The organism is Pantoea sp. y20 (genome assembly GCF_054903455.1).
Window position 1 is genome coordinate 128,659 of sequence record NZ_JBUBNJ010000003.1, and the last position, 15,405, is coordinate 144,063.

The window sequence follows — 15,405 nt, forward strand, 5'->3', positions numbered from 1 at the left end:
GGTTCATACCCAATCTTTAAAGACCAGCCTCTCTCTCTTCCTGGTTGAGAGCGGACAGGTAATGTAGCAAAGGGGTTTCCAGACAGGGATCTTGTTTCCATCCTGCACGTGAGAGCAACGCTTCAACAGCCGAGATGTCTGCAGTAATTCGCACGGCAAGTGGCTTCACCTGACATCCATTAGCATCAAAACCATTGTCCAGATCGCTTCTTCTCAGAAATACTCCCGGTACCTTCGGACTCAGTTTTACTGCGCGGCGCCCTTCCCACTCGGCTTCGCTCAGTACACCATAACTTATACCGGTTAAAGAAATGGCATGCATGACATGCTGAAGTCGATACAGGTCATTTTGCAGTAACAGGTTGCCATTACTGGCCCGCCAGAGATATTCAAGCTTACCGGGCAGGTCAGCCCCTAACCCTTTTTCCCTTACTTCCCTCAAGAGCCAGCTGATATCACTGGCCAGTTCCCGGCAAAACAGGCGCTTTTTTTCAGCTGTAGCCAGCCATCTGCACAAAAAGAGATTTTCCTGCGCGGGGGAACTAACACTGCCTGACTGGCGCGCGAGATAAAGTGCTGTAAGTCCGCACCAGGCAAGGTGACCTACGTAAAGATTTGGGGCATCCATTTAATTTCACTAATAAGAATAATTCATGACTAATTACGGGCATCTTAAGTTTTACGTGTTGAAAGGTCCAGACGTAAGCATCGGTTTGTCCTTAATTATCACACCAAGTTGTAATGAGTACACAGGTGAGTTACGCCCAATTTTCTCTATGAAAATTCGCCAGTTACGTTATTATCGCTAAAGCATTTCAGCAAAAATGTTGAATGCCAAAACGTGGTCATGGGCAAGCACTTGATCACTTAAACATGCTAGCAGAAAGAGAGAATCTTATGCTGAATCAGAAGATTACATATAAGTGGGGTAATAATGGCAACTGTCATCGAATTCGAGGGAAACCTGAATGAATTAATAAATAAACTTGTGGCTGCAGAGAAAATGGGTGAACTGCAGGTAACGAAAGTTATCGAGGCTAACTCTGACTATTACAAGTTACAGGCTGAAAGTTTTGACGGTAATGGTGTCTGGTTCGCAGACAACACCACTAACCGTTTTTCGTTACCTGATCATGCTAAAGGAGTCATGTACATTGCTGACTCCCCGCATACCGCTTGCAAAGAAGTTTTCCAGACGGAAAAATTCATTGGGCAATCAGATTTAACTACGCACTGTATGGCGGAAATTAAAACATCACGTCAGCTTCGGGTTTTTGAGGAGACCTCACTGGCCCCCCATTTAAGGATTGCCGTAGGTGATCTGATGGGACCGAAGTCTGTTTATCCGTTTACGCAGGAACTGGCGAAAGAACTTTCAAAACACGCTGACGGGTTGGAGTACCTGTCGCGCCATACGGGGAAACCTTGTGTGGTTCTTTGGTCAGATCAAACAGACGGGAATGGAATGGTGGAAACCGTTTCAGTTACTTCGCTGGGTGAGTATGAGTATCGTGGTATCACGGCAAAGACAATCCTCAAATCTCAGCTCAACATCCTTGTTGTCTGATGACAAAAATGGGCCCAATGGCCCATTTTTTATACAGCATTTTGAGTCCCAAAATTTTCAGCCAGAACGCGGAAATAATCCATTTCCTGTTCAGTCGCGCCACGCTGTAACACCTCCAGCACAGACACCACTTCCCCGGTTTGCGGCAGCTCAACTTCACGAGTAAAGAAGTTACACTTACGCACCGCGCTGACCTTATAGCGCATCAGGCTAAGCAGTTCAGATATCCCTCTTAGCACACCTTTCTCACTAAGATCTTCGTTTGTCGTGAACTGGAAGGCCGGGTACAGATTTTCGGCTCCCCAGTTCAGCACGATGAGCTTATTGTTTTCGCCATACTTAATGATGGTAGGGGTGCTTAAAGTGGTCAGTCTCTCGACCATTCTTGTTTTATGAACCCCGCCGAAGGTCTGCAGATGTTCCATAAACGCTTCACGGTTTTCTGCGTACTCTTCCTGCTCTGTCTTTACAGGAGAAGGGCGGTTAATTATTTCCTGAAGGTGAGCCTTCTGCTGAGCCTGTGCCCAGAACTCACCGTCTGACAGGGTTAGCATGACCTGCTGCTCTGACGCCGGCAGCTGATTCAGGTAAAACAGCACGTCTCGCTGAATGTTATTGAGGCGCATCTGTAAGAGATCTTTTTCTGCCGGGGCGTTTCTTCTAAATGTCTCAGTTTTCATCGTATGCTCCCGTGTTTCTTTAAATCTGATATTTAAGATTTATGGATTTCATTTTAAACAAAATCTTTAAAAAGTGCAACTTTTGCACTTTTTTCGCTTTGTTGCTGTCCTGATGGTGTCGAAATACGCCTTAAAAACATCGTAAGCCGTGTTATCTGTAACCAAATCTGCATGCGGTAAAGCAGTCAATTGCCCGCCTGGTTGTCATACAATGCGTTGTTAAACCTCCTCCTGCCCGACCGCCGTTTAAGCTGCAGACTTCCAGGCGCACTGAAGCCAGATGGTCGCAGACGAAAGAAAGAACCCGCAGCTAAAATCAACAGCAATAAAGAACTTAATAGTTACAACACCCATTACCACAGCCACTGCAGTTCCGGCCCTCCGGGCCGGGCGGCGGCTTTTCCAGGTGAAAATCGGGGCTCGTGCGGGGAAATGGGCTCGTTTTTGATGATGTGAAGTTCAGATGTCAATGGCCGCAGTGAAGGTACGTATGGAGGGGCTGGGTGGTGAGGTTCGCTACTATCCTTAGTGAGAGGATGATGTATGCTGTAACTAATGGTGTGCTTGATTTGGCTTAATGTGCATTTCTTCTGAACATTTAGTATGGTCTTTAAATGAATAATGATTGAGGTTTATATGAGCTCATCAGCATACAACCACGGAATCAAAGCGGCTTCGGTCTGGAAGCGTCTGACAAGCGTCTATAGTGATGCCGATTCTCGCTTTACTGCATGGGCAGAGAGTAAAGGGATTCCTGTAGCGATCGGTAAATAATTAGTTCCCCTCTCTTCGCTGCTACTCCTAGCCATAGTTCTAATCGCTGGGTTTGCAGTGGGTGCCGTGATTATTGCAGCTGCTGCGTTCGTGTATATGGTCCGTTACATTCAATTAAATGCTCCAGAATATATGAGAACAGCATCATCCAACAACTCCACTTCAACAGGTGGCCAGTTCAGAAGTGGAAATGATGGGGATGGTTTTTATAGTGGACCCGATGATATCACTGTGACATCGGCAAGATTAGATAAGGATGAAGACGACGATTAACCAAATGGAGCTAATCGTCGGTTTACTTAAATCTTCACAGCACTTTTCGCCTTTTCTACTGCTTCTCCCCCACTCTTTTGCACCTGTGATGTACCACTTTTAAATGCACCATCCAGGGTTCCGCCTATTCTGATGCCTGCCCACGAAAGCGCCCCCATCCACACTGCCGGCAATATTAGAAACATCGCGCCCATCACAAAGTTCATGATCAGGTCATCCGAACTGTTCTGGAATCCGGCCATGTTGAAGCTGCTGTGTGTGTCAGAGCTGTAAAGCGCGGTCAGCAGCCAGCTGTCGAGCCAGCGGGCCAGCTCCCACCAGAATGTCAGGAAGTTCAGCGCAAACAGCACAAACGTCAGCGTTATGACGGTCTTAATCTCATAGGCGGAAAAAGCCAGAATCAGCGGCAGAATCACCACGATCGCCATCAGCAGCACGGCCTGGACCATTGGCAGCGCCTGACGCATGGCGTCGAAGGCCGGAAATGCAGCCAGACTGCCCAGTGCGGCGCCGCCGATCGCCGCTACGCGCGAAACAGAGTTATCCAGCGTGAAATCAGCATTGCCACCATAGCCGGCGTAAACGTGTCCACCCTGCGACACGGTCAGACTCTCCGGGCTGACCAGACGACGGATAATTGCTTCTTTGTAGTCAGCCGTATTGCCGCCGATCATGGTCATGGCAGCTGACAGACGAGTCCATAATCCCGGGTCAGCCTGATCGACGACGCGTGCCTGCAGTCCGGTATCCGACTTGCTCCACCATTCACTGCAGGTAGGATAGCCACCCCGGCCCGTATCCGGTCTTCCACTGTCACGGTTTTCACTCCAGGGGAAATCTTCACGGGGGGTTTTCGACTGCAGGCTGCCGTAATAATTGCTGAGGAAGGTTTTACTGCCGATCCATTCAATATCCCGCAGCGTGGCTTTGTCTTTCGTCTGCCCCTGATCCTGACGTTTCCACATATACAGCGCGAGCGAATAACAGTCGTTGGTAAAGTCCTGCAGCTCTTCTGCGAGGGCTTTATTGTTAATTCGCGTATGTTGAACCTCAAACCGGAGCTGACGCATGTCCGGCCGGCAAGGGATAGTGGCAACGGAAGCCTGCGTGATCCCTTTTGCCAGCTTGTGAACCAGATACCACCATACCGGCGCGGCCGCTGTCTGATCGTTAATACTGGATATGACCGGGGAATACCCGGTGTCATCCGGTGCTTTGGACGTCCATATACCGCAGGTTTGCGCGCGCGACGTGTCATATTTGATGGTACTCATGTCCACATTCATCAGCGGCATACAGCAGGCAATCATGACCAGAAAAGAGGTGTAAATCGCATGCTCCATGCGGGGTATAGACAGCGCCCCCTTGTTCCCCTCATCTTCACCTTCTTCACGTACCTTAAGCCAGATGCCGATAAGACGGAAAGCTACGGGTACGGCAAACAGTCCGGTGGTAATTAGAATGTTCCATAGCCCGTTGTTAACAACCCAGCCGAGCAGCGTAAGGAAATACTCCAGATAACTGTTGGTCAGCATTATGATGCTCCCGTGCCGCTGTACAGCACCAGTTCACAGACAAAGCCAAAAATGGCGCTGACTGCTGCAATGCGGATCAACGGCTGACGATATTGAGGACCGAAGCCTGGCGCCCGGAAAATCTTCACAAATCCCCATCCCAGCGCACCGTACACAGCCAGGCGCCATAACAGCCAACCATAGCGGGCGTGATCCATCCACTCACGGAATGCGGCGGCCTGAACCGGGTTTTTGACGGCTTTATCCGCGACAACGAGCCCGGCCAGCAGGATTACCAGCAGAGTACCGGCGGTACACAGCACGCGGAACAGAGCCGGGTGGCGGCGGGAAAATGAGGGGCGTTGCGCCCCGCGTTCAGTTTTCATCGGCAGTGCCCTCATCAGTTATTTTTCTTTTCAGGGACGGCCAGACGGTTGACGCGGCTGTCGGTGCTGTCATCACTCTGCGTCTGAGGGTTGCTGTTAACGCGTCCGTTTTCACGGTCGATGATGGTGAGGACAGAGTTACGTGACAGCTCGCGTTTGAGCTCCATTTCATTTCGTAATGCCGTGATCTCGCGGTCGATAGCCGTTACGCGACGGTCTCCTTCCTCGATGGCGGCGTTCTGTGCCGCAGCGTTAGGTTCAGACATGCCGGTCACAATCATGCGGCGCATAATCAGCGCGGTTTCAACCGTGTCTGCCATTGCCAGTTCGCCGGCAAGGCGGCCGGTCAGGGCGGCGTTGTCAGGATCTCTCTGCAGTGCCCTGATGACGCCGGCGGTAATGGGGAGGCTGCCGGTTTTGAGTTTTGCCAGATTTGTCGCGTTGGGCTGCTCGGTGCCGTTGACCAGTTTTACCAGCTGTTCCGTGTTCTCTTTGGTGGTCTCTTCCAGAATGGGGGCAAAACCGGTGCCCGCCTGCGTCGCGCCGGGCTGCTGTTCGTCATCGCCACTGGTGCATTGTGAGGCATCGCTGCAGGTGCGCAGGGAGCTGTCCCCCACGACCTGAACCACCGCTTTAGCCGCTTCTTCGGCGCTGGCATACTTGCCGCAGGCCCCGCCGTTACAGCTGTTCGTGCTGACAGAGTCCGTACTGAGCACCGGCAGGCTGTTCATCATGTTGAATCCAGCCGCCGTTAAATCATGCGTTGGCCGGATAGCCTGCTGTCCCTGACCGCCACGTTTCTGCCCGCCAATCCAGTTCTGTCCTGAATTACCCTGCAGCTTGTCCGCCGAATTGTTCACGCGGACAGCATCGGCGTCACCGCTGTTCACCAGCGAACGGTATTCATCCATGACCGCGCCCTGTGTCCATTTGTTGTTGCCAGCAAAATCCATCATGCGTTTCGACATGTTCTGGCAGTTGAGCTGGGCTTTATCAAAAGAGACGTTTGCCTGCAGCACGCCGTTGGTGAGCATGTCGTACAGGCCGGGATTGGCACGCTGAATAATCATGGCCGGCAGACTGGCGACGGCACCGGTGGCGTTCTGCACCACGTCGCCCATGAGGTTTTTAAAGCCGCTGGTGACCCCGTTGAGCTGATTGCCTACGGTCGTTTTCAGGTCAAAATTGCCGCACATCAGGTCGCTGCTCCAGCCAGCGTTCATGCCGAGCTTCCGCATGCTGCTGCGCGTTGCCGGCTGTGAGATCACAGAGCCGCCGCCGAGCGTGTAATAAAGCTTATCCGAGACCGCGCCGCTGACGTCTTTGCCATAGCCAATGGCGCTGTTATTAACAGAGGGAAGTGAAATACCGAATACGCCGGACGAGTCATCATCGGCCGCCTGTACGGATGTGACTGCTGCGCAGATGCACAGTGCAAGCGCGGCAGATTTAAATTTAACGGGTGACATGGTGCCTCTCAGAAATCAGTAGAATAGAGGAAGGTCTGGCCGCGTCGCTTGCAGCAGCTGTAGGGCTGCCAGAGTGCGTACGCTTCGTTGCCGTCCTGAGCGATAGGATAAGCGCCGTCCGGGAAAACGGCGCAGGAAGCGGAAAGTGTGGGAGACAGGCGCTGCCATTTATGATTGGCCGTGCCCGTGTTTTCTTTCACCTCTCCCGGCGGCCAGTACCCCGCCTTGTGCGTACCTTTCAGTACCTGATAAACGTGGGGCTGGCCTGAACGGGTGATAATGTCGGCGACACGCTGCGCGACAACAGCTGATGCTTTGTCGTCATCGGTCTGGCTGACGAAGCCTGAGCGGGGATAAATATTCCCCCACATATTGGCGCTGGCCTGACTGCCCAGTTCGCGCTGACCGGGAACCAGCGCCTCCGGATAAAGGGACTCAGGCAATCCCGAACGCCAGACAAGTGAGTCTAGTGTGCTCAGAAAGTAGGGATTAAACGGCGTGGCCGCTGTGTCACACGAATAACCCGCGATGCTGCCGCCAATTACTGACGTTGCAGGGTGACCAATTGCATCTGCGTACTTAAATTTGATGTTGGACTTACGACGACCCGGATCTTTGATGTCGCCGGCATTACCGCCTCCAGCCGGCGCTCCGCTTGTCAGAGCGTTGTCTACCGTACCGGACGCACCGCTCATAAACGCCATTTGAGTCCAGGGATTTCCCCCCGGCCCGGTGTAGGTAGAGACCACCACCTCGGGGATGAAGTGCGTCACCTTCACTGAGGTTTTCACTGAACAGCCAAACGGCGTACACATCAGCCAGTAGCAGATGCCGCTGACGCGCCAGCTGATACAGTCCTGGGTAATGGCGCTGGCAATAATGGCGGCAGTATTAATGGCGGAAACCGTTGCAGGAGCCGCCGCAACGGCGAGTACGGCGGCAACACCGGCCGCATTCAGTTGATTTTTGAGGGCGAAGTTCATCAATTGCCCCCGTGTTTGCGCAGCGTGACGGCACGGGCTACGTCGGCGGTGCCATAAACCACGTCCCGATCATCGAAAACGACGGCAGGATATTTATGCAGTCCGATTTCCCAGGCATGAACGACCTGCCGGTACGCCTGAGCAATCTGCGCCTGCTGGCCGGGCCATTGCGGCGACTGGATGATTTCGCGGGCCTGCTGAGCGGCCAATTGGGAATTTGTCGGCAGTTTGCCGAAAATTGAATCCTGCAGGCGGTCGGGGCCATCAAGCCAGACAACCGATACATCGTCAGTCAGATTCTGAGGAGGGTGTTCAGCATTGGTATAAACAGCGGTGCCGGCCATCAGCTGAAACGGTATAAACAGAAAAAGTGATTGCAAAAGCCTGAGTCGCATAGCGGATCTCCGTCACGGTAACAGGCCGTCAGAGTGGCAGTGCGTGTAAAGAGATTCAGCCGTAAACTCTTTTTTGGAATTTAAAAATTTCTGATGTGAGGCTGTTGATATCTGAGTGTTGCTAAGAGAGGTAGGGTATGGATAAGCGGGATGAAGGTCATACTTTATAAAAAAACCGGCTCAGAGAGCCGGGAATAATGAAGGTTTGCTTAATCTTTGAATAGATCATTAAGCCAGAGGATCAAAAAAATCATGTCTGCGGCATCTGGTACGTTCACATACCAGCGCGGCGAATCAAACTCATGATCAAGAGGGAGTCCGGCGCGGCCTTCCTGCGTCAGCAGAATGTCCGCACGTTTACCCCTGCTGTCCTCAAAATGCACTGAAACACAATTGCTCTTACCGATACGATGCGGGTTACAGGTGATCGTGACCGGTGGCTGCAGCCGTGACCTCAGCGCATTTTCTAGTGCTGCCAGACGCTCAGAGGTCGTGGCTGTCATCGCAGGTTCACCCTGCGGATGCAGGCTGAACATGACCGGGAGAGGCGTTTCATCCGGCGCAGGCCGCTGGGTCACAGGTTGCGCATACTTGAGCTTAATCATGCGGTGAGCATCTCTCTCTTATAGTTGTTTTCAGGCATCCCAGCCGCGTCAGCCGTCATCAGTCCACGCAGACGATCCAGTTTTTTCGCGATCAGAATCGCAGCATCCAGCTCAGAACAGTTATGTTTACGCATCAGCGCTTTGCGTTCGGCCTTCTCTTCTTTCTCCGTCATCCCGAGCGCAAGGTAAAGGCTGGGCGGCACGGCACGGAACAGCGCTTCAATTTTTTTCGAGAGCACAACCCCTTCGGTGTAGCATCGTGAGAGCTTGCTGGCGGAAAGCAGCACAGCTTTTTGCTCCTCTGAAAGCGTCCGGAAACGGGCGATATCTTCCACCTCTTTTTTCGGCATCGTCAGGCAGATCCACCATTCTGCCATGTTCAGCATCTTGCCTGCAGCGTTCGGGTAATCCTCAAGGTTCTGCGTGGCAAGCCAGAGCCAGGCACCCAACTTTCGCCACATCTTAACCACTTTGGTCATATAGGGCGCTAGGAGTGGATTAACCGTCACAACGTGCGCCTCATCCACGGTAAAAACAATATCGCGTTCAAGGTATTGATCCCGCTCGGCTATATTGTTAATGGTGTTTGTCAGCGACACCATGGTCAGCGCCATCTGCGCTTCGTATCCTTCGCGGGCAAGGTGCGCCAAGTCAATCAGCGTCACGTCAGCCTCCGGCCAGAGAGAACCTTCCTGGTTGAACAGTTCAGCTTCAAAGCTGCCCTGCTGCGTAAACATACCGAGCGACTCGGCCATTTCAGCTGCTTTTGCCCGGCGGGATTCGTTACGCACCTGTCCGCTTTGGTTCTCAGACTCCACTGAGATGGTGTTGAGCGCATTCTGCAGATCACCCGGCAGCATCTGCCGACCTTCGTCCAGGGTTTTGCGTGCGGCCATGATCAGCGCTTCGCGGATCATGGCGCGGTCGGCACGTTTCAGCGCGGCATCTTCCTTTGGGTCACCGCCGGTGATCATCATTCGGGCAGAAATTTCCATTTCGCCCAGAATGTCACGCTTGCCGTTTTCATCATCTTCCGGGTCGTCTTCAATATCCGGCAGATCGCACTCATTAATCGCCGGCGCGGGCGCGTCGCTGTCAAACAGCTTATGCGCGTCTGCAAAAGGCGGCAGTGACACACCGCTGCTGGGTTTGACGCTGACCTTATTGACCGTCAGGCCCAGACTCTCGAAGTAGTCGGCGGTCAGCCCGAAGCTGTTACCGGCTTCCGCGATAAACAGGCGCGGGCGGTGAACCGCCATCAGCTGACAGAGCATTGAGCAGAGCGTGGCTGATTTACCTGCACCCGTAGGTCCGAACAGCAGCATGTGTGCGTTCTGAGAGCGGTCGTCTTTGTTCAGTGGATCAAAGTCCAGCACGTCGCCGCCACGGTTGAAAAAGCTGAATCCGGGATTGCCGGTCCCCGTCTCGCGGCCGGTGACGGGCAGGAGCCCAGCAATATGCTGGACCCAGGTCAGCCGGGTATACCAGTTTTTCTTGTCGTGCTGCGGGTTAAAGCACATCGGCAACGCCCGCAGCCAGGTGTTCAGCGGACCGGTATCATGCTCCGCGCGAACCGGCTGCAGCCCTTCGTTCAGCAGTACGGTGCTGAGCTCAATACGCTTACGGTTCATTTCGGGCATATCTTTTGCCCGCAGAAAGAAGGTGATGGCCGCGCGATACAGTTTGTGGCGGTTACCCAGCAGCTCTTTAACCGCTGCAACGTCCTGGCGGACGCGGCCGGACTCGGTATTTTCACCGATGGCGTTTTTCGCCAGGCGGTTAAACTTCTCCTCCAGCGTATCCTGCGGCTCAGCAACAACCGTCATGCACAGCATGGTGCCTTCAGGAAACGTATCCATCAGGGCATTAATTTTCTTTTCTCCGCGACTCTTTTCGCCGGTGAGCGTGCCGGGCTCAGGCGGCTTACGCAGGCGCTCAACGGAAATGGCGGAGTGCGCAATGTTGTCCAGCCACCACACGCCGTTTTCCACGTCAGAACGCGGAGGTGTGAACAGCAGGGTTTCTGCAAAGTCATTCTCCGTCGGGATCATGCCTGCAGGCGTGTCGCGGCTATCGTGATAGGCGGCTGCACGGTAAAAGGCTTCTTTGTCCATGCTTTCAGGGGCAGGATTGAACATCCGTAGCAGCCAGGAGTGTACCTGCAGGCCATTCTGACGGGTGCAGACGATGTTCACGCTGGAGAACGCGCTGCAGAGCCGGTCACACGCCTGATTCAACATGCCAACCGGTGACATTAAATCACCGCTGTTTTTGGTCGCCCAGCGGTATATCACCATGCGCGTGCGTCGCTGCTGACCGCGCCACGGCTGGCCGGTGATCAGCTTGTCTTCAAACAACCCTTCAGGGCGGGCAATGCCGCGCAGGTGCTGTTCCGTTTCTTTAAGCCAGGCTTCCGTAAATTCACTGTCCTGCGCGTGCGGTTTGACGTAACCGCGCAGACGGTCAAGGCAGGCATCAACGTGATTTTCATCCTGGCAGAAGAACTGAACAAGCCAGGGGTTGTTCGCCAGGTCGTCAAAGCTGTCCTGCAGCGCATCTTCCACCACGTCGCGGATCTGCTCCAGGCGCTCATCCGGACGGCCTTCGGTTGCCGCCGGCGTCACTTCATACACGGCACCCACGGATATCCCGTCATCGAGCAGCAGACACTGCTCTTCATCCAGAAACTCTGCCCAAGGCAGATAGTCCACAATGGATGGATTGTGCGCGTAAACGCGCTTTTCATCAGACTGTGACATCTTACCCGGACGTGTAACCGGCTCCGGGCCGGTCTGCTCAGAGACGTCGGAAAGATGAGCGGGCTTACTGGCTGATTTCCCTTTAAAGAGTCCAAACATTACAGGGCCTCCATACGTTCACCTGGCATGGCGTACTGCGTCTGGTCATAGAACGGGAAAACGGTGCTGTAACCCGGCACGGGAATGTTACCCTGCGCCAGATGCGGGAACACGTACATCACCATGTCAGGGTTAGGCAGGCGCGGAAACTGCTGGCTGATTTCGGATTCCTGCGTGCGGCTGTAGCTCCGGTCATTGCTGAGCGCGGCCTGCTGCTCGCTGTCCGAAAGCCCACGGCGCAGCGTGCTGCGGGCTTCAATGCCGCGTGTCGCTCCCGATTCACCGTCGGTGCCTTTCCACAACTCCAGCATATTGCTGTTGCCAGGCGGCAGCATTTCATCTTTGTTCGTGGAACAGCCGGCAAGCAGGCTTGCGGCAAACATCAGTAAAACCCCAAATCTTGCAGTCATACTCATGGTCATTCTCCTCAGTCCAGTCCGCCGGTGCTGCCGTCTTCGCCTGGCAGGGTAAAGTCATATCGCACCCGACGGCCTTTATCTTCGTAGTCGATCGCCAGCTCGCGGGTAATGTGTACGGCCAGTTTCGCCCCCGGCTGCACGTAAATTGCGTCAAACGTCTGGCCGTAACGCTGTTTGACCCACTCGGTGATTTCATCAGAGCTGCCTGAAATCGCCTTGCCCAGCACGGCCTGCCCGGCGTCGCCGGTCAGCGTAGAGGTCACGCCGCCGTAGGCGTTTGTCTGGCTTGTCATCTGGTTCTGACCGATGGCGTCACCCGCCGCGCCTGCTGCACCCAGCAGCCCGATCGTTGGCAGATAGCTTGAGGCATTCGATTTGCGCGTGCCGGAGATGCAGGGGATGCCGTTTTCATCTGAAATCCAGCCGATGCCGCCGCTGGTACCGGTTTCTTTTCCGCCGTTCTGGTTGCTGTTATTGCCTCCTTCGCCGCTGCGTTCAGGCTTCGGCAGAGTACGTACCGTGCCATCGGTGAACACAAACGTGACGCTGTTGACCTGCCCGCGAACGCAGGACAGGGTCCAGTCACCGGAGGCGGTGCCGGAGACGATTGCCCCCTCCACGTCCGGCAGCTCGATGCCGTTGGCCGTAAGGTTGTCTTTGCCAATCAGTACCTTGAACGGATACGGGTCGGTGACGGTGCCATTAATCGGCACACGGCCGAGCAGCGCCGTCATCGCACGACTGCCGATGAGCGTGGAGTTTTCAGGCAACGTATAAACCGGTTCGGCTACGTCTTCAGCGCCTTTTTCAGCCGTCGAGCCCTTGACCTGCTGCTCGTAGCTGGCTTTCTGTTTTGTCAGGGCGTTTTCGCTGAGAAAGGACGTCGGGAATCGGGACTCTCCGGCGCTATTTCCAGCACTGCCGTTGTTTTGTGCTGAGGAGGGGGCGGGGCTGTCCTGCGGCGTCACCCACATCAGGCCATCGCTGCCGGAGGCCGGGGCACTTCCGCCGCCGACCCCCATGCCGTCGAGACCGAGCCCCAGCGGAATATCGCCGTCCTGGCCTTTGGCCTTGTCGGCAAGACCTTTGCCGGCATTCTGCAGTTTATTTGTCAGCTCGTTGAATTTTGACGTCAGGACGTTCTGCTGCTGACGCATCTGGTTCTCACGCTCGTGGTAATTTTTTTCCACTCCCTGCACGGCTTCATTTACCTGATCGGACACGTTGGTATTGCGCTCACGAAGCTTTTCATTTTCGTCCAGCAGCCTTGCATTCTGCTTGTTGAGTGAATCCTGCTGCTGACGGACGGCGTTAAGCGAGCCAACGATGGTTTTCAGCGTATCCTGTGGGGTGTCGCCCTCGATGCCGAGCGCCTTGAGCTCCTGGGGTGAAAGGTTCTTCAGCGCATCGTCAGTCTGCGCATGGGCTGCCTGCGCAGCGGGCTCCTGCGGCTTACTGTTATAGCTTTTCAGAGCAATAAAGCCGCCCCCGACCAGAATGGCCGGCACCAGCACTTTGACCAGCCCGTTTGACTTAATTTTCATAACGGATCACCTTCTGAGCCGGACGGGAAGTCGCCTTGCGGACAGTGGACGGCTCACGCACAAAAGCGTCATCGGGACGGCCTGACGTGACGAGGTAGAGCGTGGTGGTATCCTCAGGCGTACCGGCTGCACCCAGCCAGCGATGCTGAAAAGTGGCCGTGACAAACTGGCCCTGCAACTCACGCGGATCCAGAATCACTTTACTGGAAGAACTGTTGCGGATCCGGAGAGCAACAACGGTGCGCCCTGCCACACCCCAGCCGGCAACCGGTGACACGGTCACAGGTGCGGAGGGGTACAGCGTGGTGATGCGTGATGGCAGGTGCGGATTAACAGGGTGTATTCCCGGTACGGCTTCAACGGTGCGTACCGGTGCATAGAGGTTCTGGGCTGCATAGCGCGTCAGTAGGACCGGAATGGGGGCCTTATAGCTGGCTTTTTTGCGTTTCGTCTGCTGGGTGCTGCGCTCCCCGCCGGATTTCTCACCGGTGTTGCCTGCTGCGCTGCTGACCGTGCTGACGTCACCACTGTAAATGATTTTAACCGGTTCGGCAGACGCGGCAGCGGTCGTGCGCACGTCGAGCAGGATCACTTCACCGCTCTCCATATCCTGCAGCTGCAGGCGGGTTTGCGGAAATTCACTGTCAGCTTTGAGATACACCGCGCCGCCGGTGCTCTGCACGCGCAGCTTGCCGTTCAGCGCCGGGGGAAACCCGACGCGCACGTTTTTATCAACGAAGATCACGCGCTCCTGACCAGTTTTCAGCGGTATCTGTAACGGCACGCGTTCCCATTTCATCAGTTCATCGGCCTGTGCCGGCGAGGCATGCATTGCGACCGCCGGCAGCAGTGAAAATGACAGCGCGACAAGGCAGGCGCGAGGGCTGAGGGTAAATGATGGCGTCATCAGAACATCCCCTTATTCTTCTGTATGGGTTCTTCAGGCGCGGCAGACAGGCGTTGCGGAATACCTTCGTAGCAGTCCAGCGCCATGCCAAACGGATTTGTTTCAGAGTCACCGTCCCAGCGCACGACTTTCAAGGGATAACGCACCATGGCGCGTTTTACTGGTTCGGTGAGGTAATATTCATCAGCAACAAGATCGAGTTTCACGGTCCAGTTGTCGCGATCGATAACCTTCACGCTGTCACCGGAATAGCCGCGCCCGGGAATTTCGTACACAACGCGGACACGATCGGTGAGCTCATTTTTTTCACCACGTACCTTTGCGTCCTCCTCAAGAAACGCTTTGCACTGCGGCGTCAGATACGCTGAGAGCGACTGAATGCGGGCGGGATAATCCGCCTTACCGTTCTTAGGCCAGGCGTTGAGCTGCTGGAAGATGTAATACGCGAAGCCATAAACGGTTGGCGGCGGAATCTCCCACCACGGGCGCGTACTCCCTTTGCGCAGGTCTGGCGGGTTATGGATGGTCAGCTTTTCAGGCGCTCTCATCCAGCCGCCCATTGCGGTCACCAGTAAGAGCAGCAACACGACGCACGCCGCCCGCAGGGTGAAAATATGCTGATCGCGGCCCTTAACCGCGTGGCGAAAACGACTCATTTGCTACTCCTGAGGTTTTTGCTGCGTTGCAGGGACCAGCCCCGCGAGTGAATGATTAAACTGATATCGCCCAGCCCCATACGGCACTTTTTCAGTTCAAATTGCTGCCAGAGATAATTTTCCGGTTTTCCCCTTTTTTTGCTGGCGAGCCATTTACCGCCAAAAGCAATAAAAACGAGGGGAAAGAGCAGCGTGCCGGTTGGAATAGCAAGCCAGCCAAACAGGAAGGCGAAGGGCAGTGAAAGTACGAAGCCGGATAACACGCCAGTCAGCGCCGCCAGCCCTAATTCGGGGGTATTAAACCCCCGAAATACGACGGGCTCAGCGTTCAGGCGATCCGGTAAGAATTTAATGGTCGCCATCGGGATATCAGCC

General features: G+C 54.6%; 15 protein-coding genes. 1 reads left to right on the forward strand and 14 read right to left on the reverse strand.

Going from position 1 to position 15,405, the window contains the following annotated elements; translation table 11 throughout:
- Positions 1 to 16: 16 nt before the first annotated feature.
- Entirely contained in the window at positions 17 to 628 is a 612-nt protein-coding gene (locus ACYAC5_RS23805; protein WP_462063438.1) for a DUF2913 family protein, read from the reverse strand.
- A 306-nt stretch (positions 629 to 934) separates the two neighbouring features.
- Between ACYAC5_RS23805 and ACYAC5_RS23810 the strand changes: the two genes are divergently transcribed.
- Positions 935 to 1,567, forward strand: a complete 633-nt coding sequence (locus ACYAC5_RS23810; RefSeq protein WP_462063439.1) for an RES family NAD+ phosphorylase — start codon at positions 935 to 937, stop codon at positions 1,565 to 1,567.
- 29 nt (positions 1,568 to 1,596) lie between these two features.
- Here ACYAC5_RS23810 and ACYAC5_RS23815 read toward each other — a convergent pair whose 3' ends face one another.
- The 13 genes from ACYAC5_RS23815 to ACYAC5_RS23875 all read right to left on the reverse strand — a co-directional run bounded on the left by ACYAC5_RS23815 (position 1,597) and on the right by ACYAC5_RS23875 (position 15,392).
- The gene (locus tag ACYAC5_RS23815) at positions 1,597 to 2,247 is read right to left on the reverse strand and encodes a hypothetical protein (RefSeq protein ID WP_462063440.1); all 651 of its coding nucleotides are present in this window, start codon (positions 2,245 to 2,247) and stop codon (positions 1,597 to 1,599) included.
- A gap of 1,073 nt (positions 2,248 to 3,320) precedes the next feature.
- A complete protein-coding gene (locus ACYAC5_RS23820) occupies positions 3,321 to 4,829 on the reverse strand; it encodes a conjugal transfer protein TraG N-terminal domain-containing protein (RefSeq protein ID WP_462063441.1) in 1,509 nt (502 codons plus the stop codon).
- Complete coding sequence (locus ACYAC5_RS23825) at positions 4,829 to 5,194, reverse strand: hypothetical protein (RefSeq protein ID WP_462063442.1); 366 nt, start codon at positions 5,192 to 5,194, stop codon at positions 4,829 to 4,831. The genes ACYAC5_RS23820 and ACYAC5_RS23825 overlap by 1 nt, the downstream gene beginning before the upstream one ends.
- Before the next feature lie 14 nt (positions 5,195 to 5,208).
- Complete coding sequence (locus tag ACYAC5_RS23830; protein WP_462063443.1) at positions 5,209 to 6,663, reverse strand: integrating conjugative element protein; 1,455 nt, start codon at positions 6,661 to 6,663, stop codon at positions 5,209 to 5,211.
- An 8-nt stretch (positions 6,664 to 6,671) separates the two neighbouring features.
- Entirely contained in the window at positions 6,672 to 7,646 is a 975-nt protein-coding gene (locus tag ACYAC5_RS23835) for a TIGR03756 family integrating conjugative element protein (RefSeq protein WP_462063444.1), read from the reverse strand.
- Entirely contained in the window at positions 7,646 to 8,041 is a 396-nt protein-coding gene (locus tag ACYAC5_RS23840) for a TIGR03757 family integrating conjugative element protein (protein ID WP_462063445.1), read from the reverse strand. Before ACYAC5_RS23840 ends, ACYAC5_RS23835 begins: the two co-directional genes overlap by 1 nt.
- Positions 8,042 to 8,250: 209 nt before the next feature.
- Positions 8,251 to 8,646, reverse strand: coding sequence for a hypothetical protein (locus ACYAC5_RS23845; protein ID WP_462063446.1), 396 nt, complete (start codon positions 8,644 to 8,646; stop codon positions 8,251 to 8,253).
- On the reverse strand, positions 8,643 to 11,504 hold the full coding sequence (locus tag ACYAC5_RS23850; RefSeq protein WP_462063447.1) for a conjugative transfer ATPase: 2,862 nt from the start codon (positions 11,502 to 11,504) through the stop codon (positions 8,643 to 8,645). The genes ACYAC5_RS23845 and ACYAC5_RS23850 overlap by 4 nt, the downstream gene beginning before the upstream one ends.
- A complete protein-coding gene (locus ACYAC5_RS23855; RefSeq protein ID WP_462063448.1) occupies positions 11,504 to 11,920 on the reverse strand; it encodes a TIGR03751 family conjugal transfer lipoprotein in 417 nt (138 codons plus the stop codon). Before ACYAC5_RS23855 ends, ACYAC5_RS23850 begins: the two co-directional genes overlap by 1 nt.
- Before the next feature lie 11 nt (positions 11,921 to 11,931).
- Entirely contained in the window at positions 11,932 to 13,467 is a 1,536-nt protein-coding gene (locus ACYAC5_RS23860; RefSeq protein WP_462063449.1) for a TIGR03752 family integrating conjugative element protein, read from the reverse strand.
- Positions 13,457 to 14,374 (reverse strand): TIGR03749 family integrating conjugative element protein, encoded by a 918-nt coding sequence (locus ACYAC5_RS23865; RefSeq protein ID WP_462063450.1) that lies wholly within the window; start codon positions 14,372 to 14,374, stop codon positions 13,457 to 13,459. The genes ACYAC5_RS23860 and ACYAC5_RS23865 overlap by 11 nt, the downstream gene beginning before the upstream one ends.
- A complete protein-coding gene (locus ACYAC5_RS23870) occupies positions 14,374 to 15,030 on the reverse strand; it encodes a PFL_4703 family integrating conjugative element protein (RefSeq protein ID WP_462063451.1) in 657 nt (218 codons plus the stop codon). Before ACYAC5_RS23870 ends, ACYAC5_RS23865 begins: the two co-directional genes overlap by 1 nt.
- Positions 15,027 to 15,392 carry a TIGR03750 family conjugal transfer protein gene (locus ACYAC5_RS23875; protein ID WP_337024505.1) on the reverse strand — a complete coding sequence of 122 codons (366 nt, stop codon included), beginning with the start codon at positions 15,390 to 15,392 and terminating at the stop codon, positions 15,027 to 15,029. Before ACYAC5_RS23875 ends, ACYAC5_RS23870 begins: the two co-directional genes overlap by 4 nt.
- Between the last annotated feature and the right edge of the window lie 13 nt (positions 15,393 to 15,405).